This is a genomic window from Serratia sp. T13T92 (assembly GCF_047530105.1).
Taxonomy (GTDB): domain Bacteria; phylum Pseudomonadota; class Gammaproteobacteria; order Enterobacterales; family Enterobacteriaceae; genus Chania; species Chania fonticola.
Genome location: NZ_JBLJAK010000039.1, coordinates 1 through 21,263, shown reverse-complemented (window position 1 = coordinate 21,263; position 21,263 = coordinate 1). Strand labels below are relative to the sequence as shown.

Below are 21,263 nucleotides of genomic sequence, written 5' to 3'. Positions count from 1 at the left end.
CAATGAACGAAGATGATTTCGAAATCGGCAGCTGCTCTCATTCAGAGTTGATGGCATTGCTGGACAGCGATGATATCCAGCCAGGATCCTCTGCGGGCTATCAGACCTGCAAAACGGTCTACCTCTACCACCCGCTGGGCGGCAAGATGGTGGATCGCCCCATTAAGATGGCGATGAACGAACCGCGCACCGTGCATATTGCTCAGTCTTATGGCCTTGAGCAGCGCCTGCGGGATGCGTTCGAGCGCGAATGGAAGGCGCTTGGCGCAAACCAGCATATTGCTAACGCCGCCCGCATTGCCCGAATTTACGGTGTGTCGGCGGTGGCTATGCTGGTGGATAACCAAGCGCCAAATGAGTCACTGGATTACCGTACGCTCTATAAACATAACATCAGCTTCAATATTCTCGACCCGCTCAACACAGCGGGCAGCATCGTTTTAAACCAAGATCCGAATGCCCAGGACTTCCAGAAAGTCGATGGCATCCGGGTTGCTGGAAAGCCGTATCACAAATCGCGCTGTGTCGTTGTGCAGAACGAGGATCCGATTTATCTAGCGTACAACCCCGCGGCGTTCGGTTTTTCCGGGCGCAGCGTTTACCAGCGCGCCCTGTACCCGCTGAAATCCTTCATTCAGACCATGCGCACCGACGACATGGTGGCGGTGAAGGGCGGACTGCTGGTGACAAAAATTCAGGGGCCCAGCTCGGTAGTCAACAACATGATGCAGAAGCTGAGCGGCATAAAGCGCATGATGCTGAAAAGGGGGAAGACGGGAGAGGTTCTGCAAATAGGTGACAAAGATAGTATCGAGTCAATCGACTTGAGCAACCTGGAAAAACCTCTCGATTCTGCCCGCAAACACATTCTGGAGAACGTAGCTGCGGCCGCTGACATGCCAGCAATCATCCTGAACTCAGAAACGTTTGCTCAGGGGTTTGGTGAGGGTACAGAGGATGCAAGGTCGGTTGCCGTGTACATCGACAACATCCGCGAATGGCTTGATCAGCTTTATGCATTCTTTATTCGCGTATGCCAGTACAGGGCGTGGAGTATTGAGTTCTTCCAGTCGCTGCGCGCCGACTTCCCTGAGCTGAAAAACACCTACAGCCTGTATTTCTCGATGTGGATAAATAACTTCGAGTACCGCTGGCCGTCCTCTCTCAAGGAGCCGGAGAGCGAAAAGGTGAAAGTAGATGAAACGCGGTTTAAGGCCATCGTCAGCATGCTGGAAGTGGTTCTGCCGCAACTGACAGCAGACCCAGAAAACCGCGCCACGCTGATCGAGTGGGCGTGTGAAAACGCCAACGCCAACGAGAACCTCTTCCCTCAGCGGCTTAACCTCGATTACATCTCGCTAAAAGAAAATCCGCCGCCAGAGCCTCCAAAGGCTGAAGAGCCGGGCGGAGGGATGATGCTATGAACACGTTCACGCGAACCGTGAGAGAGGCGGTAAGGTTCTTTCTTCGCAATGGCTACACGTCTCGCGAGGAGCTTGAGCGCTGGCAGAGCATTATCAGGCAGGCGGCGGAGAGCGAAACCGCTAACGACTATATGGCGATGGTTTCCCGCAACCTGACGCACGCCTATGACTTGCAGGTTGGTCGCGCTGGCGCGCTGAAACGTCACCAGGGGATATCCCGGTTTACGCTCAACTACCTTGAGCCGAAGCTGAGGACTGAACTCGACAGACGGATCCTGGCCAGCGCCGACCTTATCCAGCTCAACCGCAAGAAAGCCATCGACACAACGTTGTCGCGTTTTAGCGGCTGGGCCAGCAGCATTCCTTCCGCCGACAGCATCGCGCTGACCGGCATTCAGGGAACGATGCGGGAGACGGCTGCGCACATTCAGAAGGCCGCCGAGAAGGTGGACTATGAAGCGCGCAGGGTCATGATCGACCAGAACCATAAACTGATAGCCAACATTGACAACGTGATCGCAACGAGCAACAACGCGATTGCAGCGATTTGGCACAGCCACTGGCGCAGGGCCGGGTATGACTACCGCGAGGACCACAAGGAGCGCGATCAACTGTTCTACCTGATCCGCGGTAACTGGGCGCAAAAAAACGGCTATGTAAAAGCCGGGCCTGCTGGGTATCTCGATGAAATCACCCAGCCTGGTGAAGAGGTTTTTTGCCAGTGCTATGTGACCTACATCTACAACATCCGCAGTATTCCTGAATACATGCTGACCCAAAAGGGGCAGAAGTTCATGGAGTCAATGAAAGCAGCATAGGAGCATTAAAACGTGGCTATTTTTGGCAGCGGGATAATGTTCCGTCAGGGTAAGTTCGTCTTCCTGATCCAGCGCTCTGATGATGGAACGTGGTGTCAACCTGGCGGCAAGGTCGATCCGGGCGAGCTCGCTATTGATGCTGCGCGCCGCGAGGTGCTGGAGGAGGTGGGGTATCAGTACGATGGCCCGCTGAATCCGCACAGCGTCTACGGTGATTACCTGACGTTTCGCGCTGAGGTGCCGGAGCAGTTCGAAGCGAAGCTAAACGACGAGTCGCTGGCCGCCGGGTGGTTCCATATTGACGATCTGCCAAAGCCGCTTCATCAGCCTTTTGCTGAGATGTTGGCGCAGCAGGCGCTCAATGAAACCGACGTGGCCGCGCTCATCGCTGATGGGACATTAAGCAGCCCGCAATACTTTATCAACATGTGGATGTTCGCCATCCGGGTGACCGGAACGGGGGTTACCTGGCGCTCTGCAGATCAACAGATGGCATTCCGTAACCCGGATGACTATCTCACACCTGAGTTTCTTCAGCGCGTTGCCGGTGTACCGCTCATCTGGCTGCACCCGAAGAAAAACAAGCTCGATAGCGATGAATTTGCGAAACGTGTTATCGGCACCCTGACGAACAGTTGGGTTGCTGATAATGGCGAGGTGTGGGCAATTGCCCGAGTGTACGACGCCGAAGCCGCCGGAATTATGGCGACCAGGCAGTTAAGCACCTCGCCAACCGTCACGTACAGCGAAATGCAGGACTCAATCATCAAAATCGACGGTCAGCCTCTATTGGTGGAAGGTTCCCCGGTATTGCTCGACCACGTTGCAATTTGTGAACAGGGCGTATGGGACAAACTCCTTGCCCCTACTGGTGTTAAATCTGATTCCATACCAAATGAGGCAGAAAAGATGGACGAGGAAAAAATCGTAGCGCTTATCAACAAAGCGATCGATGCCCGCATGGCAAAAGCTGATCCCGAGGCAAAAGAGGCCAAGGAAAAAGCGGATGCCGAAGAGGCGACCAAGAAAGAAAAGGCTGATGCAGAGTCTGAATCGGCAGAAGAAGCGAAAGCCAAAGCAGACGCAGAAGAGAAGGATGCCAAGGAAAAAGCTGACGCCGAGGCCAAAGAAAAGGCCGATGCTGAAGATGCTGAGCGTATGGCAAAAGAGAAGGCAGATTCTCAACTGCGTCAGGAAATTGCTGATTTGCGCTCACGTATTCCAACCGAGCTTAGCGATGAAGAACGCAACGAAGTTGCTGACGCGCAGGTGAAGGCAGACAGCGTATTCTCCAGCTTTGGCAAACGCGCCCCGGTCCCGCTGTCTGGCGAAAAGCCGCTGGCATACCGGCGCCGTCTGATGATCCAATTGCAGGAGCACTCACCGGACTTCAAAACCGTTGACCTGTCATCAATCGCTGATTCCGCGCTGCTAGGGTTTGCTGAAAAGCAGATTTATGCCGACGCGCAAAAATCTGCAAGCTTGTCTGTCGGCCCTGGCATGCTGCGTGAAATCAAACGAGCTGATGCGACCGGTCGCCAGATCAGCACCTTCGAAGGCGATCCCGCTGCTACCTGGGCTCCGTTCCAGTCAGGTAAGCGTCAGGTCACCAGTTTCAACAACCAGGCTTAATGGGAGCTCTAAAGCATGGCTAATTTATCTCTTAACCCGATGGCAACCACGAACGCGCTGGGTTCCTTCGGTGTACAGTCCGATGGTTATATCCAGGGCATTGCTCTGGATGACCCGGCTAACCGCTTTAATCTGGCCGCGGGCACCGTGGCGGCAACGGAAACCAAACCTCTGTGGGGCGGTCTTCCGGTGGCTGAACTTCTGTCAGGCGCGCAGTCTAGTCCGCGCGGTTCATATATCCGCCGGGCTGCGTCCGTGGCGGAGTTGGAAGGTTTCACCGTGTTTAACCAGGCGCATAATGGCCTGACCACCCCGCAGTCACCAGTGCCGCTTTATGCATCAGGCATGAGCGTTTCGTATTATCGCCTCGGTTCCAATATGCGCGTTCCACTGAAAGCCTCTGCGCAGGTTGTTGCGCTGGGCACTACAGGTGCATCAGTGAAAACGGCTCTGGCATGGGATTTTGTTAATAACCAAATCACCACTGCTGCCGCTGCCGGCTTTGCTGGTGGAGATATCGCAACCACCTCTGTGACTTATTCTTCTGGCGTGGCAACGGCCGTCACCGCATCAGCCCACGGCCTGATCGCTGGTCAATACGTGAAAATCAGCGGCGTAGCTCCTGCCGCGTACAACGGAACTGTTGTTGTGCTTTCCGTTACAAACTCAACAACCTTTACCTATGCCCCGGCTACTGAACCAGGCGGCGCGGCAAACACACAGGGGAATATCGGCGCAGTAACACTTTCCGACATCACGCTGCCGGTAAAGGTGATCGCCATCGAAGCTGGGAATTCCAAAACTGTCAACTACGACAGCGTGACTGGCTTCCTGACCTGGAACAACACTGACAGCTGCGCGCTGGTCTTACTTTAATCGGGAGCTAAATTAAATGGCTGCAATTACCCCCAGCTATACCATTGTCAATCCGTCGTACATTGCGCCGGAGATGATCCTCGGCTATCAACAGGCGTCAGGTGCGTTTGAAACCATCGCCAGCGGTAACCCACAAGTTCGACTTGGCGTTGGAGACCAGTACGTCTATATGCGTCGCCTGGATATTCGTACCCAGGTAACCTCCAGTCAGTCAGGTAACGGCAACCAGTTGCCAAGCGTCGCGATGGACGCAAAGATGATTTCCACCCCTACCTACCTGTTCCGTTGCCGTGGTATCTACGATCACCATGACATGGCTGCAGCCGGGAACTGGAACTTTGCACTGCCGGAAGCTCAGCGCCTGGGTATGCGTCAGGGCATCTTCCAGCAGCTTCGTTCTGCTCTGCTGTACGGAATGAACCCTGCCGGTGGCGAAGGCCTGCTGAACACTGCAGGCGCAACCACCGAGTCACTGCCGCCTGACAGCAGCGGTAACACCACTGTGCTGACCTACGACCACGGACAGATGGCTGTGTATCTGCTGGGGCACGTTCAGGCTGCCATGACCCGTACCATGCAGCTGGGTCGCCAACAGCGTGTTGTTATCCTCGGGCCGCAGCGCGTACTCGGCTCAATGGAAATTCAGCAGATCGTTCAACTTACCTCTTACCAGCGCCCAGGTGGCGGTACTGATACTGTTAGTGGCACGGTGAAGGAAGTTCTGAAGGGGGCAAACATTCAGGTTGACTGGGTGTATGACGATACCCTGATCGGTAAAGGTTCGGGTGGGACTGATGCGGTAGTTATTACTATCCCTGAAGTTGAGGTGCCAATGGTTAACCCGACCGTTAACACCAACGAATTCGCCAAGTTGACCCCGTCTCTTGCTGCTAACGCCCTGATGTTCTGCGACATGGCGGCACCGCGTGAAATCCCGACGCCCATTGCTGGTGGTGCGATCGATGTGCTTTCCGAAATGCGTTCTACCGCAGGCTGGGCGGTACGTCCGGAAGCCATCACCATCCTGTCCATGAAGTACGCCGACTGATCCGTTCCTGTCGTTGTTAAGCCTCTGCCGGGGAAACTCTGCAGGGGCTTTTTTATGAGGTAACCAATGAAACTCTTTATCGCTAATACCACCAAACAACGCCAAATCTTTGCCTACCGCAAGCTTGAGACTGGTCGCCTTGTTCAGATCCCGATTAACCACGGTGAGCAGATGATGGTGCTCGACGGTTCTACCGAAGAGGTTGATTCAGTTATTCAGCATCACCAGGTTTATGGCCTTATCGACTCGACAAAAATCGACCAGAGCCAAATGTTTGTTGGTCTTTGCTACAGCGTTAACAAACCGGTGGCGGCTTCGGTGATCGAAAAAACCATCCGAGATAATGACATTCACCTGACCCGTAACGCCCATAACCTGCGCCAGGCCTCCATTGCGGCTCTTGATAGCACGCTGCGTGAAAGTGGCACTGGTTATAACGGGGATATGGAGTTCAGTGTTGAGCAGGCCAAGGGGCGCGATGAAGCAGATGAAGCACCTACGGTTAACGAAACGATCGCCACTCCCAAGGCGGGGAGCAAGAAAAAATGAGCATAAATCTGGCTGCATTCATCATATTTGTTCGCACTGATATGGGGGTAACCGCCAGCCAGGTTCCTTATGATTCTCCGTCCTTCGTCGTTGCGTATAACGCGGCCGTGGAATGGGTAAACCGAGACATTGAACTGGTTATGCCCAGCCTGTATGAGACTGCTGTTTACAATCTTGGCTCGTCGTTCCTGGTCAATTATGGCACTGAGTCGGTGTTTACTACATTCAGGAAAGAGTTTGGGCTTAATGATTTCAAGGCTGGCGTGATAACAGGGGCAGGAGATAACTCAACCAGCGCGCAGCGCCTGGTTCCTGACTTCTTCAAGGATTTGTCACTTGCTGACCTTCAGATGCTGCAGGACCCTTGGGGGCGTCGCTACCTGATGATTGCCCAGCAATTTGGCAGTCTGTGGGGGTTGTCATGATCACCTTCCATCTGGGCGTTATCGATATCCCTTACGGGGATGAGAACACCACAACCGGCGATGTTGCTGAGTATCTGGAGGGAAAATACCAGATTATGCAGACTTTCTTCGATAGATATGGCAATGACATTGCCGATCTGATGAGTAAAGACCTTGCCGCAAATCTTGAGAATATGTTGGCTGGCGCGCCGGCATCAAGGGACCCGCTTGCAGAATCCATGTCGCGGATCCATGACTTGTTTGTGGCCTTTCTAGACAACACAGAAATGAATGGTTTGCCCGGAGTTCCAACGCGCCGTGCACTTGAGGGGGTATCCAAGCGATTCAAAAACAAAAAAGGATCGCCGCGACCGTCATTCATCGATACCGGGACATACCAGGCGGCGATGCGCGCCTGGGTGAGCGGGGTGCTAAATGCCTTCCCTGAGTGAATTGCAGCAGACAGCAAAAACAGAGCTTAATGCCACACTGACGCAGGGGCTTGATGACCTGAGCCGTTTTCAGGTTGTGACATTCACGAAGTACATCAGGAAGGTTTTGCCGCTTGATGGTTTTGTGTTCTGGGTAAAGGCATCGGTCCTTTCCGACGATCCAGGCAGTGAGCCTGACACCGTTGAGGTAAAGGGATACCTCCATCTCACGACCGAGACCATTCAGGACGATGAGCAGCTCTATGATCGCAACGTGGTCACCTTTACCGCGCAGGCGGACATCGACCCATTCAACGACATCGGGTCTGATGTTTTGTACATCGGAGAGTTCTTTGGCATTCAGTTTTCGTTTTCTCGGCGCACCGGGCTGAATGAGCCCGCCAATCTCTATCATTACACCGGGGAGGCTATTTTTCCCTACATGCGTTCGCAGATTATTAACTCTGCCGACGACATTGATCTATCAGACGTGGTGGTTTCGAGTTCGCTTCCAGTATGGCTGACCCTGAGTCAGTACATGCCGATGTTCCCAGCCATGCTGTCCACGCAGAACATTTCACCACCTTACGCAACAGTGAAGTGCAGCAACACCGCGCCGATAGCAGGTAGCTTTTACCTGGATGAGAAACAGAACCAGTACCAACTGGTTTCTGAGGATGTGACGATTTCCATCACCGGACTGCGCAATGCCAGTGTTGAGGATTTCGTAAGGCATGTACAGCAGTACACGCTCAGAGATGACGCTGAAATGGGCGTGATGAATATCCCGGTTGTTCAGGATGAGCGCGTCACGCAGAACGAGCTGAACATCATCGCGATGCGAAAAACCATCAAATTCAAAGTCAACTATTACCAGCAGCGCATGCGAAACGTCGCGCGCAAGCTGATCACGTCGGCCATTCCGTCCATTTATCCGGAGAAATAACTAAATGGCAATTGTTAACATTAACGTATCGGTGACCAACCCGCCGAAGCCCTCGCAGCTTCTCAAATCCGGCGCGATGATCTCTATGGGCGGAACGACCCTGGCGATTGGTGATTATAAACTTCTCACCACGAAGGACGATCTGAAGGCAATCACTTCGCCAAGTAAAGCCATTGCTACAATCGCTTGGTCTGCTGGTGTCGTGACCGTGACACTTTCATCTGCCCACGGTTGGACTACCGGGGATACCATCCCGCTTGTTGTCTCAGGCGCTACGCCCGCAGCTTATAATCGCGCTGCCACCGCCACTGTTACCAGCTCCACTGCATTTACTTATCCGCTGACGACCAACCCTGGCGCGGCAACTGTTATGGGTACAGTGAAAACCGTAGCGGCAAACGAAATCATTCAGATGAACACCACTTTCTGGGCTCAGGGCACAACCCGCGCGGTATATGTTCTGGAGCTTGGTGATGTGTCGGTTGCTGCTGCTGTGGCTGCACTGGCTGACTTCATCGATGAGGATATTTCCTTGGGTAATACCTACCAGAAATTCTTCTCATATTTGGTGCCGCGAGAGTGGGATGCCGATACCACGTTCAAGACGCTGGCTAACAACTACACCTCACCTGGATCGCTAGTTAAGTTTTTTGTCACTACCACTATTGCCACCTATGAAGCCTGGGTGTCAGGGAAATACCCGAATGTTTTCGCTGGCGTTGAAGCTCCAGGGATTGGTGCCACCGAATTTTCTATGTCGGCTCCGTTCCAGTCGTCGCTTGCCAACGACCCGGGTTCATCAAACATGGTTCCGCCGATGGCGTACCGCTTCATGTATGGCGTGACTGAGTACCCGCCAACAGGAAATGGTACATTACTGAAAACACTGCAAGAAAAAAACATCAACTACATCGGCACGGCTGCTGAGGGCGGGTTGAGCAACAAGATGCTGGTCGCTGGTCATATGCTGGACGGGATGCCATTTAACTACTGGTACTCAGTGGCATGGTGCGCCATCAATCTGGAGATAGATCTGGCGAACGAGGTTATTAACGGCTCCAACACCACCGTTAACCCGCTCTATTACGAGCCGCAAGGCATTGGTCGCTTGCAACGACGCGCCCTTAAAACGCTTCGCTCAGGCATCAGTTACGGGCTCATCCTCGGCCAGGTTATCGATACGCAACTCAATCAAGATGCCTTTAACGAACAATACGAAAAAGGCACCTATGCTGGCAGTGCAGTCATCAACGCCGTGCCTTTCGCCAGCTACACCAGCCTAAACCCGTCCGATTACGCGGATGGGAAATATGGCGGTCTGAGTGCTGTTATCACGCCGAAACGTGGTTTTGAGTCCATCACCTTCAATCTGAACGTAACCAACTTTGTGGGGGCGTAATAAATGCCAAATCCATTAGTACCGCAGGGGTTCCTTAATCGAGTCCGTGGCGCGGTGAGCATTACCGACAACCCGGCACTTAACGTCACTGCCTCCTTCCTTGGTAAAGATGGGATCAGTATGCGGCCAGATTCCGTTGCTACTGACATTATCCCCACAATGACAGGTACAGTCGGCAGCCAGGCACCCTATCAGCAAGTGACATTGACTGTGCACCTACTGAAGACTCAGGGGCTGGCCGCCAGTTATCAGCGGCAATTTGCCTCTGATACTGCGTTGGGGGAAGTAGTGGTTACGCCGGATGCCACCACTTTCGGCAACTACACCATCCTGAACTGCTATCTGGTGAATTTTAACGAAATCACCCTCAATGGTATGGATGCTGGCTTTGTTGCGACAATTTCCGGCTACCTGACCACCAACGACAAAATGTGGGATTGATGGGTATGAAAATTGATAAAAAACTGAATTTCGTCAGCACGATCACGCGTGACGATGGCTCGCTGGTCTACCTCCACGTTGTGCCGTTTCCCTACGAGGTGGTGCAGGAAAACTGCGTGCTGCTGGGGAACATGTTCCACAACTTCTTCACGTCGGTGGGGATGACCGGTGCCCCACGAGTGGCCGCAATGATGTTACGAAATATTCTCAAAGCGCGACAAGATGTCGAAGGTGCCCAGACGGGTACGCCGCCCACGCCTACCCTTGTCGATGATATCCAACGCCTGACCACGGTGATTTTCAGCGATAACGGCGTATGGCGCTCTATCCCGCTGGAGGTAGCGTTCAAGCAGGCGATAATTTCTCCAGACGAATACCGCGAGGTTGAGGGCGAAGTGGTGTTTTTTATGGTCGCCTCTGCTATTCAGAAAGCCAACTTGATCGGCCCGACAGTGGGGAGAGCGCTCGAAATGTACAGTGGGCAACTCGTCTCATCGAACGCTACGGCGTTTCGCGATTCTTTACCGACGTCGAAGACGGCTACCGATACCCCGATCCCGCCAGCCCCGCAGGAACTGTCGTTCATTCCCTCCTGACCTGGGCCTCCTGTGAAGGGTTCAGCGAACTCTGTCGGGAACTGGAGTGCGGCGAATACAAAAGCCCGCTCCATTTTCGGCAGCGGTTCATTCTGGAAGAAATAAGACAGAAGGGCTATTTCAATGGCAGCTAAATCCGTTGTTGAAATTGATGTTCAGGACGAGAAATTTCAGACGTTCCTCGAAAAATTCAATGAGTACCAGAAGGCGCTTGAGGGCTTGCCTGAACAATGGCGGGGTGCAGCTCAAGGGATTGGCGACTCGGCTAAGCAGACCGACAAGGTACTGGGCAGCACGGAGGCTATCGCTCAGTCGTTCACTGATGGCGTTGCCGCCATTGCCTCGATCAATGATGGCCTTGATCGACTGAACGGAAACCTTGAGAGAGCCAATAAAACACAGTCTGAATTTAACAAAAAAACCAGCGGTGCCCGAAAATTTCTGAATAAGGCCAGCAAGGATGCCAAGGACCTGTCCGGGCACATTAAAGACGCCACAGCCAGCCTGCTTTCATGGGGGGCCGTGCTGGGGTTGTTCTCTGGTCTCGCCGGGGTGGGTGGTTTGTGGGGGATGAGTCGCCTGGCTAGTTCAGCATCGTCGCAGCGCTTCACTGCAATGGGGCTGGGAACAACAGCTGGCGGCCTGAATTCGAGTGCAGTGAATTACCAGAAGGTACTTGGAAACCCCGTTGGTACGCTGGGTGCGATCCGTGATGGTCAATTGGACCTGAGCAAGCGCTGGACCTTCAATGCGATGGGGATCGATAACCCTGACCAGGACGTGGCGGCGTTGTTGCCGCAGATGATTAAAAGCGCCCGCGATATTTTCACACGGAACGGAGGTTCGCTGCAGGGTGCTGAAGCTTACGGACTGACCAACTATTTCACGCTCGACGACCTGAATCGCTTTAAAAATATGAGCGATGCCGAAATCGATGCGATGACCAAACAGGCGCAGAAGGATACGCAGCGCCTGCAACTTAGCGACCAGCAATTAAAGCAATGGCAGGATTTCAATATTCAGCTGGATCGCAGCAAGATCAGCATCGAGAACACCTTTATTCGTGGATTGGCTCCGCTAGCACCTGAGCTGGGGAGATTGTCTGATGCCTTCTCCGAGGCCGTGGAGACGGTACTTAAATCGCCGGAACTGGGGAAGTGGATAGATGGGCTGGCGGATGGGATCCGCAAGTTCGGTAATTACCTGGTATCACCTGATTTCAAAAATGACGTTGTGTCGTTTATGACCGGCATTGAGCGGTTGGCGCAGGTTATTGGCAAGGTGATTCGCTTTGTTACAGGTGAGATCACGCTGGATGATGTAAAAGCCAACTCTTCCATCCTCAGTGACGAAAAGCAGACGGACCCGCAGACCGGACAGAGCTACACGCCAGGCACCGATGATGACCCGCGCGTATGGGAGTGGTTGAAAGTAACTCATTCCACCTATACCAGCTTGAACAGCAAGCTTAATGAATATCTCCCTGAATGGTTTGGTGGCACGCCCAAAGAACCAGAACAACGCGCCCAATCCACCAAAAAGCGGGCTTCAGGCGCCGCCCCCTCTGATTACGATGAGTATTTTGAAGAGGCGGCAAAAAAATACGACTTGGATGCCAGGTTGCTTAAATCCGTGGCAGGTGCCGAGTCATCATGGGATGAGCGTGCGATAAGTGAAGCTAACGCTATGGGGTTGATGCAGGTGATACCATTAAACTTTAAAACCGGTGAGGATCCCTACGACCCCAGAACCAACATTATGGCCGGCGCCCAAGTGCTGCGTGATGGTATGCGATGGGCAGAAAAGCATGGCGGCGGTATTGATGAAGCCCTTCGTTATTACAATGGCGGCAGAAGACGGGGCAGCAAGGAAAATATTGAATATCCGGGACGAGTGAAAGAGCAATTCTTAAAAATATACGGTTCAGGTGCGCCAGGATCTACCCAAAGTAATCCTCAGCAGCAACTCACTCAGCAATCTTCCAATAAAACCGATCAGATACTACAGCAAATATTGGATAACCAGCGCAGGGGCGGCAGTTCTGGTGTGGTGGTGTACAACAACACTGGCGGCAGCGCGATTGTCTCTAGCACGCAACTTGGAGGATTTGGTTAATGGCATTTACCCGCGAGCTCTACAAGTTGGGGTTTGAAATATCCCCGGTGATCCTTTGCGACGGTGTGGCGCAGAGCATCCCTGGTGGGATGCTGCCAATCGTCGCATTAACGCAAAGTGCCAGTTATGTCAGCAGCCTGATGGGCGGGTCGATGAATCTGACCGACCTGGATAAATATTTTTGCCACTGGCGCGCCGCTCAGGGTGGCACCATGGTCGATTACGATATCGGTCGTTACCCCTTCGCTAATCAGGCCATCGCTGCCAATGCGCTGCTGGCTCAGCCGTTGCGTATTCCCATGCTGATGGATGCACCAGTTAATGATAATACCGGTGCACTGACAAAGCTCGTCACGCTCAGCGCGTTACAGGCGGTATTGCAAGCGCATGCCAATCTCGGCGGCACGTTCGTGGTAGCCACGCCGGGGTTGATTTACAGCGGGTGCATACTTCGCACAGTTCGCGATGTCACCGGAACAAACGAGCCGCTGCCTCAGCGTCAGTGGTTGTGGGAATTTGAACAGCCGCTGATTACCGAAAGCGGAGCTGAGCAGGCGATCAACAACTATCTTGACGATATTGATAACGGGAATAAAACCACCGAGCCCTCATGGACCAATACGGTCTCCGCGCTCGGGAATACGTCTCTGGGAAGTAGTGTTTCAGATGCGGTTACCGGACTTATCGGTAAATTAAATGGGGCATTTAATTTATGAGCACAACACTTTATCCATTTTCCGGGAATGAACAGAAGAGCATGATTTTTACTCCTATGCTTGATGGTGGGGTATATAACTGCCAGACAAAATGGAATCTTGCTGCGCAGCGCTGGTATCTCAATGTAACAGATAACTCAGGAATTAGGCTTCTTACTATTCCGTTGATTAGCTCCCCTATTGGCTATGATATTAATATGCTCGTTGGTGCTTTTAATGTGACAAGTATGGTATGGCGTAGTGCCATAGGTCAGATAGAGGTGATCAACTGATGCGGTACTACGATATTCGAATATTCGAAAAAGGTGGAGATCCGAACAAGCCATTTAGATATTACTCAAGTCTGAAAAACGGTGTCTTTAATCCTGGAAATTTAATGATTGAGTTTGATATTCAGCGTTTTGGAGAGTCTACCCCGCAGGGAGAAAGTAGAGTTACAATTTGGGGGATTGGACCGAAGGAAATGCAACAGGCTCGACAAAATATGTTTGGTATGACGATAAAAATGTGGGTAGGCATGTCGAAGGGGTTACCGCTGGCGAAGCCTGCACAGCAAGGACTGGTGCTGGAGGGGACGATTTGGCAAGTTCTGGGGAACTGGCAAGGTACCGAATTACGTACCGATCTTATTATTACCGCTGGGCCAGTATCGTCGGTCAATCCGGCTCCCTTGGCGCCGATCAGCTTGACGCTCCCGTGGAACAAAGGAATAAAGTTATCCGTTGCGCTTGAGCGATGTTTTAGTCTGTTAAGTGGATACCGGTTCTCCATCAATGTGAGCGACAGGCTGGTCAATGACTTTGATCGGCCATGGTTCTGCGGAAACCTTTCTTCTCTGGCGAAAGATCTTAATTCATTCAGTAAAAGCATTATTAAAGATGCGGGTTACAGTGGTGTTGAAATTGCGATGGTTAACGGAAATGAAATCCGCGTTTTCGATAATGACTTTCCCAATCATCAGAACAAAGATTCGAAAATAAGCGCGTCGGACAGAAGTAACAACCCAACCCAAATAGAATTCACTGACTTGATCGGTCAGCCTACGTGGGTGCAGTTTGGTAGGGTCAGCATTCCCTGCGTCATGCGAAGTGATATTCAGGTTGGGGATTATATACGGATGCCTGAAAAGATTAGGCCGATGATACAGGCGTCATCCTATTCCCAGTTCCGGGATGATGCTGCTTTTACCGGTGTCTTTCGGGTGTCTTCCGTGCGTTTGCTAGGAAACAGTAGGCAACCGGACGCTAATAGTTGGGTAACCGTTATTGAAGCTTACCCAGCTGTGAAATTGGGGGCATCGTGAGCATTGATAAAAAGCTGAACTTTGGTGGCAACATGCATCGGTTCACTGACCAAAAAATCGCGGACGCCATGCTGGAGGCCGGTAAGGTGCTGCCTGCATCGGTAGTGAGTCGATCGGGCAACATGGTCACGCTGTCGTTCCTGCTTCGCGATATACCGTATGTGTTGCCGCAGGTCACCGTCCCCTTGTTTGGCCCGCAATATATCCGCTACCCCATGCAGCCAGGGGACCGGGGGATCGTCATCCCCGCGGATACCTATCTGGGCGGTGCAAGCGGGCTGGGCGGGGGGGTTGCTGATCTCACGCCGCCAGGCAACCTCAGCGCATTGGTATTTTTGCCGATCAGTCATACGGAATGGGAGGGCGTTGACCCACAAGTGCTCACTCTGTATGGCCCGGAAGGCGTCACGATTCGCGATGCTGGCAGTAATACGACGTTCCTGCTGACGCCTGAGAGTATCACGATTGCCACACCAGACCAGTTTAAGGTCACGGTTGGCGGCACCGTGTTGACGCTGACAAACGGCTCGTGGTCGCTGACTGGCCAGAGCGGTACGCTTGCAGATGCCCAGGCCAGCACCAGCCCCGAAATCATGCATAAAGGCTGGCAGCAGTTGCTTACCTGGGTTAACTCCCATCAGCACAGTAATGGAAACGATGGGCAAGATACTGGGGGGCCAACGACACAATTCAACGGGAGCATTACCGAATGAGAACATACGGGCAAGATGAAACCGGAAAATGGGTAATGATCACCACCGACGCGAACGGTTTCAATGACGCAGTTTATCTCACCACGCTGGTTCAGAACCTCAAACTAGCACCGCAGGAGTCACCCTTTTTTGCAAACCACGGCATTCCGGCAAACGGTTCGGTGATCCAGCAAATTATTCCCACGTTTTACGTGAACAGGCTACAACAGCAGTTCAGTGGATATTTTTCCTCTCTCCAGATTGCACTTACCGAGGTTGACCCGCCAGTTTACAACATCTCGGCGATCACCAACTCAGGCTCTAAAATAGTGGCGCAGGTGTATGTATGAGTGATTTACCCGTTATTTATGATATTTCCGGCCCCGTGCCGGAATCAGCAGATGAGCTGAGGCAGCAGGTTATTGCTACAGCGGTTCAGCTCTCTCCCGGCATCACAACCGACTTGCCCGGCTCATTGATCGAGGACATGGTCAGTACCAGCGTTGGTGCGTTGCTGGTTTGCGATCAAGCGCGGGTCGATTTGATTAACTCATGCAGCCCCTACGGCGCGAACATTCACCTTCTGAAGCAACTGGGGGCCATATACGGTGTGCAGCAAGGTGATGGCACGAATACCTCTGTGTATGTGGTGTTCATGGGGCCGCCGGGGTTTGGCATTTCGAAAGGGTTTACCGTCGGAGATGGAACCTATCTATATTCTGTGCAGCGTGACACTGCGATCCCAGACAGCGGGCAGACTGAACCATTGTATTGCCTGGCGACGACAGAAGGCGTGTGGGCAGTGCCAGCAGGAACTGTGACTCAGATAAAAACTTCTGTACCGGACACTTATCAAGTGACCTGTACCAATCTGACGGCTGGGTTACCGGGTGCTCCAGATCAAACTTATGCATCTTATCGTGCGCAGGTGATGCGCGCTGGCATGTTTGGTGTGCAAGGAACATCGGATTGTTTACGCTCATCCCTGGCGAAGGTTGATGGCGTTCAGGAAAACCTAATTTCATACCGACAGGCATCGCTTGGTAAATGGGTGGCTGTTGTCGGCGGCGGCGATCCTTATGAGGTTGCGTACGCGATCTATAAATCCGTTCCGGACATTTCCATTCTGACTAATGATGTATCAAACCCATCAGGCGCTGAGGTGGAAAAAAAAACAATACCGATCACAGTTTACCCCGATGTTTACCAAGTGCCGTTTGTCGTGCCGTCATCGCAAAACGTGACGGTTCTGATTACCTGGAATTCGGTTTCAACTACGTATATCGATCCTGACGGAATAGCAAAGGCGGTGCAGCAGAATATTGCTGATTATGTTAATGCCATTGCTGTTGGTCAGCCGGTCAACATATACCAGATACAGGATTTTTTTCTTAAGTCTGTCGCGGGGCTTGTAGATACGTCACTGCTTTCCATGATTCAGGTCCAAATCGTGATTAACGGAACGATTAAGCCACCGGCGCCTGATTCTAGTTTGGTTTTTGGTGACACCTACGCCTATTTCTCCACCTCGGCATCACAAATTCAGGTTAAGAAATATGGCAGCTCTAATTGATAAAATTATCCCCGCCTACCCTTATACGCAGTACAACAGTGACCCCAACATCGTCGCCTTTTTTACGGCTTATAACTTGCTAGCTCAGCGTTATCTTGACGAGCTCAACGCGCTGAACTTGCCGTGCTGGACGTCACCGTCAATCATGGGGGAGCTTCTGGATTGGGTGGCGCTGGGCATTTACGGTGAATCGCGTCCACTGTTGCAAATATCAGAGGATGCTATTGCTCGCGGTGCCTACAACACCATTGATTACAACGCCATTCCCTATGCAGTTATGAAAAACTTTGTTCCTGGCTCGGTGTCATACGTTCCCGATGACTACTTCAAACGTATCCTGACCTGGAATTTTTACAAAGGTGACGGATCGCACTTTTGTATCGACTGGTTAAAACGGCGTCTTGCGCGGTTTATACACGGCACCAACGGCATAGACCCGCCACTTCAAAGCACCTTTGATATCGGCGTCACAGTTGATAATGGCACGTTCTCCCTCACCATTCCCGATTATGGCGATGGTGTAGGCTATTTCTTGAAAGATGCGATCAGCCAGGCGCTGGTCAAATTGCCCTTTATTTACACCTACTCTGTCACGGTGGTTGCACAATGATTATCGGATTTGGAAACAACGTTGTGTCGTCGCTTGCCGCGGATATCACGGCGAATCAGACGACAATACAGGTAATGCCTGGTGCTGGGGCTAGATTTACTGGTTTGCTTACTTACGATTATGCCAACGGTTCTAACACGCTAAAAACCTACGCAAAAGTCACCCTGACTGACGCCAAAGAAACAGTGTTTGAAGTGTGTCACCTGACTGCAGTCAATAACGACACGCTGACGGTTGTGCGCGGTCAGGAGGGTACAACAGCGAAAGGCTGGTCCCTGAATGATGTGATCGCCAACTTCGCGACGCGCGGTTCAGAGAACCAGTTTGTGCAAATCGAACAACTTCAGAGTGGGCATTACACAGCCGCGGTGGCTGGTGGCACTGCAAATGCACTGACGCTAGAACTACCGGCAACGTATTTTCTGAACGGTTCGACTGACTGGGTGCTGAGATCTCCGGTGATCGTCTATCCCACACAGAACAACACGGGTGCCAGTACGCTGCAACTTACAATGGGGGGGCGCGTTCTTGGGACTTTCCCTCTGTATAAAGGGAATAAAGCCGCTTTGGTTGCCAACGATATCCTGAAGGACGTGGCTCTGGTATGCCTGATGGACAGCACGAAGACATTCTTCAACGTGGCAAACCCCGGAGCAATCTATGCAGGATTGGGCACAGCTGCGTTTCGTGATGCACAGACATCAGTTACTGACGAAACTGCAGGCCGATTGATGCAAGTAGGGGCGTTTGGCATTGGTGGGACAACTCCAGCTGTATCGACGAATAATACATTGGCAACCATTGCAGGACTTGGGTCTGGAAAATATACAGTAAGCGCTGGGTCTAGTGATATGCCAATTCCTGCTGTGCAGTATGAGCTGGACTGGTCCTGCATTACGAAAGTCAGCGGAGGGAGCGGAGTATTAACCGCAACAGTTGTTATTACCGCGCCTAGCTCATACGATCGCACATACAGGAACACGTGCAGAAATGGTGTTTGGCAGGGCTGGGTAGCATTTTACGATGGGGTCAACAAACCCACGTCAGCAGATGTAGGTCTTGGTAGCGTTGGTAATTTTATGTCCGTGCAGCAAGGTGGCGGAATGGAAATGCTTACCAACAAGACTCATGTTGGATGGAGCGCCCAAGGCAAACTGATTGCGCAAGTTGATAATACCCCACTGGGTGAATTGTTCTATAAAAATAACCCTCCAACCGCAAATGATACTGGCGCTTTACCTATTTCCGGAGGTGTTCTTGCTGGACCACTGGGTATCGATAATGCCGATTTTATCAACAAAAATGGCTATACCACTTATACAGACGGTGGAGGAAATTTGCACCGTCAGGCTGGAGGGGTACGGTTAACAATAGCTGATACTATACTTACCGAGCTTTATTACAATGAAACAGTAGGGCAAAGCGCCGAGGTCTCATTACACAATAAATATGGTACGACAGACTCTTATCTTTCATTTCGCAATGATGGATTATTGAATCTTTCAGGCGTCAGCCCCAGGATCAACCTTAGCAATGGAACTATATTTGCTAATGATGGCAACGTTTATGGTTCATGCTGGGGTGGTTACCTTACTACCTGGCTGAGCGACAATACCATTAGTCGTGTAATGCGTGGGTCACAAGGATCAATGGTAATGGATGGTGCACTGGTTGAGGCCCCAACAGGGTGCGTACTGACTGGTGGGAATGGCAATGAAGGCACTCAGATTGGCGTAGCATTGTATCGTCCATTGCAGATTTGGCGTAGCGGTGGTTGGGTAACCATAGAGGGTTAAGAATGAAACTTGTTAATTTACAGCGTTATGTTCCTGATGTTTTGTTTAATGGTGTTGGAATACAATATTTTATCGATGCAACTGGGCTGGACTGGTTTAAATCGCTGCCGCTGTTTACCAAAAAATATAGTATCGCGATTGAAAACGATACGGGGGTAATTCGCAGTATCAGTGAGGATGCTTCGCGTTTATACCCTGTAGGCCTAACTGTGGTCGATGTAGACAGCTTGCCTGATGGGTGCGATATTTTTGGCGGATGGCTGTTTGATGGTGAAAAAGTTATTCCTCGCATTGAAACGCATGAGGAGATTGTTGCGAAAGCACAGAGAAAAAAAGAAACACTTCTAGAAATAGCCACTAAAGCAATGGGGCCGCTCCAGGATGCAAAGGATTTAGGTATTGCTACAGAAGAGGAGTTGGCGAAACTGAAAGAGTGGATGTTTTACCGGGTGCAAGTCAATCGTATTGATGTCAATAAAGCACCTGATATTGATTGGCCTGTGATGCCGGAGTAGCAGCAAGGCAAGGAGCAATCCCAGCAGAGGTGGCGAAGTACAGCACATCGCAGTTAGGCGTAGGTATGTGCTTAATGATAGGAGGAAAAACGAGTTATATTACCTTTGTTAGTGAATTTTAAACGCAGTGTTAATAGTGTACACTGCGCTTAATTTTAAATCACATCACGGGACGAATTGATGTGATAGGGTCATAGCCATAGTAACTTAAGTCCCAACACGCAAATCCAATTTTAATTAACATCTCGCGATTAACTGGCTCTATTCCGCTAATTCTTCGAATTATACTTTCAGTTTGTTCATATGGCATTCCTGCACTCTGGCTTTTAGCAACAGCATCACAAATCATTCTTGCTGTACGATCTGCCTCGCCAGTTTGAAACTGATTGTTAGCAATGAGAATATAGTACCATTTGTTTAGCTCATCTTGTGCTTCTGAAACTATGGTGTTTTTTTTGCACTCAGCGTCTAAAAAACACTTTCTTCTATCTTCTTTGTACGCTAACTCCCAAGCTGTATCATAGTACTTCTTAACACAGTCTCGATACTCATTAGCATAGCAAGCCGAAACAAGCCCAGATAAGAAGCTATCTGTTTCTGCGCCGTATTTTAAATAACCATCTCGCTCTCTATCGGCGGACCATCCAGCTGTTGCAGAATACTTTAAAAGAACATCTCGTTTTTCTTGAAGTGAATGAGCCTTGTCAACGGCTGATTTCTTCTTTTCTAACTCTGAGGCGCAACCAACAAGGAGGGAGCAGAATGTAATGATTACTAATAGTCTTTTCATAAAACCGCCATTCAAATAATTTAAAAATAATAATCCATAAATAAGTAAGATATTAACCTAAATTACAACTCCAGCAGTTTACCAGTTAATTCTTCTCTCGGCATCATGGCACACTGCAAACGAGACTCCGGCGTCACGATCGGGAGTCGGGTAGGCCTCGTTCTCGTTCATGAAGAAAATGGCATGTCCCATAATGGTTAACTTGCGCATGTGCAGATCTCGATCGCTATCAATTCGCAAATTGTAGTCGTTTGTGGGCTATCCGTGGTAATGGTGACCGGTCATTATATTGAGACTAAATTTTGCGGTTTTTGGTGCCGAAATTTTCCCGAATTGAAACGAGAAATCTGATAGGTATTTGAAACTAAAGGATGGAAAACGAAGGTATTGAGAGGTTGATTTTGATGGATTATGAAGTTATCACATTGAATTTTATAGCTTTATTTATAAATGGACACATAAAGGAATCGTACTCGGTCTTTTTTTATGCTATTGATTTATAAATATAAATTTACAATAACTCGAATTTACTCGAATTTTACTCGAATTTCTATACTCGGTCTTTTACAGCATCACGTATTCTTTCCCC

23 protein-coding genes are annotated in these 21,263 nt (G+C 51.0%); 22 read left to right on the top strand and 1 reads right to left on the bottom strand.

Translation table 11 applies throughout. The features are described 5' to 3' along the window. Positions 1 to 2: 2 nt before the first annotated feature. From ACMV5I_RS23670 to ACMV5I_RS23565, 22 genes are all read left to right on the top strand, one after another. The gene (locus ACMV5I_RS23670; RefSeq protein WP_414825420.1) at positions 3 to 1,424 is read left to right on the top strand and encodes an anti-CBASS protein Acb1 family protein; all 1,422 of its coding nucleotides are present in this window, start codon (positions 3 to 5) and stop codon (positions 1,422 to 1,424) included. Beyond that, on the top strand, positions 1,421 to 2,242 hold the full coding sequence (locus tag ACMV5I_RS23665; RefSeq protein ID WP_414822203.1) for a hypothetical protein: 822 nt from the start codon (positions 1,421 to 1,423) through the stop codon (positions 2,240 to 2,242). Before ACMV5I_RS23670 ends, ACMV5I_RS23665 begins: the two co-directional genes overlap by 4 nt. 12 nt (positions 2,243 to 2,254) lie before the next feature. Further along, a complete protein-coding gene (locus ACMV5I_RS23660; RefSeq protein ID WP_414825419.1) occupies positions 2,255 to 3,874 on the top strand; it encodes an NUDIX domain-containing protein in 1,620 nt (539 codons plus the stop codon). Positions 3,875 to 3,889: 15 nt separating this feature from the next. Then, on the top strand, positions 3,890 to 4,750 hold the full coding sequence (locus ACMV5I_RS23655; RefSeq protein WP_414825418.1) for a hypothetical protein: 861 nt from the start codon (positions 3,890 to 3,892) through the stop codon (positions 4,748 to 4,750). Between the two features lie 16 nt (positions 4,751 to 4,766). Next, positions 4,767 to 5,798, top strand: coding sequence for a DUF2184 domain-containing protein (locus ACMV5I_RS23650; RefSeq protein ID WP_414825417.1), 1,032 nt, complete (start codon positions 4,767 to 4,769; stop codon positions 5,796 to 5,798). 66 nt (positions 5,799 to 5,864) lie between these two features. Continuing rightward, a complete protein-coding gene (locus ACMV5I_RS23645) occupies positions 5,865 to 6,347 on the top strand; it encodes a hypothetical protein (protein WP_414825416.1) in 483 nt (160 codons plus the stop codon). Then, positions 6,344 to 6,772: a hypothetical protein gene (locus tag ACMV5I_RS23640; RefSeq protein ID WP_414825415.1), complete on the top strand. Its 429-nt coding sequence runs from the start codon at positions 6,344 to 6,346 to the stop codon at positions 6,770 to 6,772. The genes ACMV5I_RS23645 and ACMV5I_RS23640 overlap by 4 nt, the downstream gene beginning before the upstream one ends. Then, positions 6,769 to 7,203 (top strand): hypothetical protein, encoded by a 435-nt coding sequence (locus ACMV5I_RS23635; RefSeq protein ID WP_414825414.1) that lies wholly within the window; start codon positions 6,769 to 6,771, stop codon positions 7,201 to 7,203. Before ACMV5I_RS23640 ends, ACMV5I_RS23635 begins: the two co-directional genes overlap by 4 nt. Beyond that, on the top strand, positions 7,187 to 8,128 hold the full coding sequence (locus ACMV5I_RS23630) for a hypothetical protein (RefSeq protein WP_414825413.1): 942 nt from the start codon (positions 7,187 to 7,189) through the stop codon (positions 8,126 to 8,128). The genes ACMV5I_RS23635 and ACMV5I_RS23630 overlap by 17 nt, the downstream gene beginning before the upstream one ends. A gap of 4 nt (positions 8,129 to 8,132) precedes the next feature. Continuing rightward, positions 8,133 to 9,527 carry a hypothetical protein gene (locus tag ACMV5I_RS23625; protein ID WP_414825412.1) on the top strand — a complete coding sequence of 465 codons (1,395 nt, stop codon included), beginning with the start codon at positions 8,133 to 8,135 and terminating at the stop codon, positions 9,525 to 9,527. A 3-nt stretch (positions 9,528 to 9,530) separates the two neighbouring features. Beyond that, a complete protein-coding gene (locus tag ACMV5I_RS23620) occupies positions 9,531 to 9,968 on the top strand; it encodes a hypothetical protein (protein WP_414825411.1) in 438 nt (145 codons plus the stop codon). Next, entirely contained in the window at positions 9,968 to 10,564 is a 597-nt protein-coding gene (locus ACMV5I_RS23615) for a hypothetical protein (RefSeq protein WP_414825410.1), read from the top strand. Before ACMV5I_RS23620 ends, ACMV5I_RS23615 begins: the two co-directional genes overlap by 1 nt. Positions 10,565 to 10,687: 123 nt before the next feature. Beyond that, a complete protein-coding gene (locus tag ACMV5I_RS23610; protein WP_414825409.1) occupies positions 10,688 to 12,679 on the top strand; it encodes a lytic transglycosylase domain-containing protein in 1,992 nt (663 codons plus the stop codon). Next, positions 12,679 to 13,395: a hypothetical protein gene (locus ACMV5I_RS23605; protein ID WP_414825408.1), complete on the top strand. Its 717-nt coding sequence runs from the start codon at positions 12,679 to 12,681 to the stop codon at positions 13,393 to 13,395. Before ACMV5I_RS23610 ends, ACMV5I_RS23605 begins: the two co-directional genes overlap by 1 nt. Next, the gene (locus tag ACMV5I_RS23600) at positions 13,392 to 13,667 is read left to right on the top strand and encodes a hypothetical protein (protein ID WP_414825407.1); all 276 of its coding nucleotides are present in this window, start codon (positions 13,392 to 13,394) and stop codon (positions 13,665 to 13,667) included. The genes ACMV5I_RS23605 and ACMV5I_RS23600 overlap by 4 nt, the downstream gene beginning before the upstream one ends. Beyond that, positions 13,667 to 14,698 (top strand): hypothetical protein, encoded by a 1,032-nt coding sequence (locus ACMV5I_RS23595; RefSeq protein ID WP_414825406.1) that lies wholly within the window; start codon positions 13,667 to 13,669, stop codon positions 14,696 to 14,698. The genes ACMV5I_RS23600 and ACMV5I_RS23595 overlap by 1 nt, the downstream gene beginning before the upstream one ends. Beyond that, positions 14,695 to 15,411 carry a hypothetical protein gene (locus ACMV5I_RS23590; protein ID WP_414825405.1) on the top strand — a complete coding sequence of 239 codons (717 nt, stop codon included), beginning with the start codon at positions 14,695 to 14,697 and terminating at the stop codon, positions 15,409 to 15,411. The genes ACMV5I_RS23595 and ACMV5I_RS23590 overlap by 4 nt, the downstream gene beginning before the upstream one ends. Further along, entirely contained in the window at positions 15,408 to 15,740 is a 333-nt protein-coding gene (locus ACMV5I_RS23585) for a hypothetical protein (protein ID WP_414825404.1), read from the top strand. The genes ACMV5I_RS23590 and ACMV5I_RS23585 overlap by 4 nt, the downstream gene beginning before the upstream one ends. After that, entirely contained in the window at positions 15,737 to 16,963 is a 1,227-nt protein-coding gene (locus tag ACMV5I_RS23580) for a baseplate J/gp47 family protein (RefSeq protein ID WP_414825403.1), read from the top strand. Before ACMV5I_RS23585 ends, ACMV5I_RS23580 begins: the two co-directional genes overlap by 4 nt. Next, on the top strand, positions 16,947 to 17,573 hold the full coding sequence (locus tag ACMV5I_RS23575; RefSeq protein ID WP_414825402.1) for a hypothetical protein: 627 nt from the start codon (positions 16,947 to 16,949) through the stop codon (positions 17,571 to 17,573). The genes ACMV5I_RS23580 and ACMV5I_RS23575 overlap by 17 nt, the downstream gene beginning before the upstream one ends. Continuing rightward, positions 17,570 to 19,369 carry a hypothetical protein gene (locus ACMV5I_RS23570; protein WP_414825401.1) on the top strand — a complete coding sequence of 600 codons (1,800 nt, stop codon included), beginning with the start codon at positions 17,570 to 17,572 and terminating at the stop codon, positions 19,367 to 19,369. The genes ACMV5I_RS23575 and ACMV5I_RS23570 overlap by 4 nt, the downstream gene beginning before the upstream one ends. 2 nt (positions 19,370 to 19,371) lie before the next feature. Then, positions 19,372 to 19,884 (top strand): tail fiber assembly protein, encoded by a 513-nt coding sequence (locus ACMV5I_RS23565; protein ID WP_414825400.1) that lies wholly within the window; start codon positions 19,372 to 19,374, stop codon positions 19,882 to 19,884. Between the two features lie 160 nt (positions 19,885 to 20,044). On the opposite strand, the gene ACMV5I_RS23560 is transcribed toward ACMV5I_RS23565, so the two are convergent. After that, entirely contained in the window at positions 20,045 to 20,674 is a 630-nt protein-coding gene (locus tag ACMV5I_RS23560) for a hypothetical protein (protein ID WP_414825399.1), read from the bottom strand. Between the last annotated feature and the right edge of the window lie 589 nt (positions 20,675 to 21,263).

Bases quoted from the DNA above. Each gene is read 5' to 3' on its own strand.
- ACMV5I_RS23670 (WP_414825420.1), top strand. From the start codon at position 3: ATGAACGAAGATGATTTCGAAATCGGCAGCTGCTCTCATTCAGAGTTG.
- ACMV5I_RS23665 (WP_414822203.1), top strand. From the start codon at position 1,421: ATGAACACGTTCACGCGAACCGTGAGAGAGGCGGTAAGGTTCTTTCTT.
- ACMV5I_RS23655 (WP_414825418.1), top strand. From the start codon at position 3,890: ATGGCTAATTTATCTCTTAACCCGATGGCAACCACGAACGCGCTGGGT.
- ACMV5I_RS23650 (WP_414825417.1), top strand. From the start codon at position 4,767: ATGGCTGCAATTACCCCCAGCTATACCATTGTCAATCCGTCGTACATT.
- ACMV5I_RS23645 (WP_414825416.1), top strand. From the start codon at position 5,865: ATGAAACTCTTTATCGCTAATACCACCAAACAACGCCAAATCTTTGCC.
- ACMV5I_RS23640 (WP_414825415.1), top strand. From the start codon at position 6,344: ATGAGCATAAATCTGGCTGCATTCATCATATTTGTTCGCACTGATATG.
- ACMV5I_RS23635 (WP_414825414.1), top strand. From the start codon at position 6,769: ATGATCACCTTCCATCTGGGCGTTATCGATATCCCTTACGGGGATGAG.
- ACMV5I_RS23630 (WP_414825413.1), top strand. From the start codon at position 7,187: ATGCCTTCCCTGAGTGAATTGCAGCAGACAGCAAAAACAGAGCTTAAT.
- ACMV5I_RS23625 (WP_414825412.1), top strand. From the start codon at position 8,133: ATGGCAATTGTTAACATTAACGTATCGGTGACCAACCCGCCGAAGCCC.
- ACMV5I_RS23620 (WP_414825411.1), top strand. From the start codon at position 9,531: ATGCCAAATCCATTAGTACCGCAGGGGTTCCTTAATCGAGTCCGTGGC.
- ACMV5I_RS23615 (WP_414825410.1), top strand. From the start codon at position 9,968: ATGGGTATGAAAATTGATAAAAAACTGAATTTCGTCAGCACGATCACG.
- ACMV5I_RS23610 (WP_414825409.1), top strand. From the start codon at position 10,688: ATGGCAGCTAAATCCGTTGTTGAAATTGATGTTCAGGACGAGAAATTT.
- ACMV5I_RS23605 (WP_414825408.1), top strand. From the start codon at position 12,679: ATGGCATTTACCCGCGAGCTCTACAAGTTGGGGTTTGAAATATCCCCG.
- ACMV5I_RS23600 (WP_414825407.1), top strand. From the start codon at position 13,392: ATGAGCACAACACTTTATCCATTTTCCGGGAATGAACAGAAGAGCATG.
- ACMV5I_RS23595 (WP_414825406.1), top strand. From the start codon at position 13,667: ATGCGGTACTACGATATTCGAATATTCGAAAAAGGTGGAGATCCGAAC.
- ACMV5I_RS23585 (WP_414825404.1), top strand. From the start codon at position 15,408: ATGAGAACATACGGGCAAGATGAAACCGGAAAATGGGTAATGATCACC.
- ACMV5I_RS23580 (WP_414825403.1), top strand. From the start codon at position 15,737: ATGAGTGATTTACCCGTTATTTATGATATTTCCGGCCCCGTGCCGGAA.
- ACMV5I_RS23575 (WP_414825402.1), top strand. From the start codon at position 16,947: ATGGCAGCTCTAATTGATAAAATTATCCCCGCCTACCCTTATACGCAG.
- ACMV5I_RS23570 (WP_414825401.1), top strand. From the start codon at position 17,570: ATGATTATCGGATTTGGAAACAACGTTGTGTCGTCGCTTGCCGCGGAT.
- ACMV5I_RS23565 (WP_414825400.1), top strand. From the start codon at position 19,372: ATGAAACTTGTTAATTTACAGCGTTATGTTCCTGATGTTTTGTTTAAT.
- ACMV5I_RS23560 (WP_414825399.1), bottom strand. From the start codon at position 20,674: ATGAAAAGACTATTAGTAATCATTACATTCTGCTCCCTCCTTGTTGGT.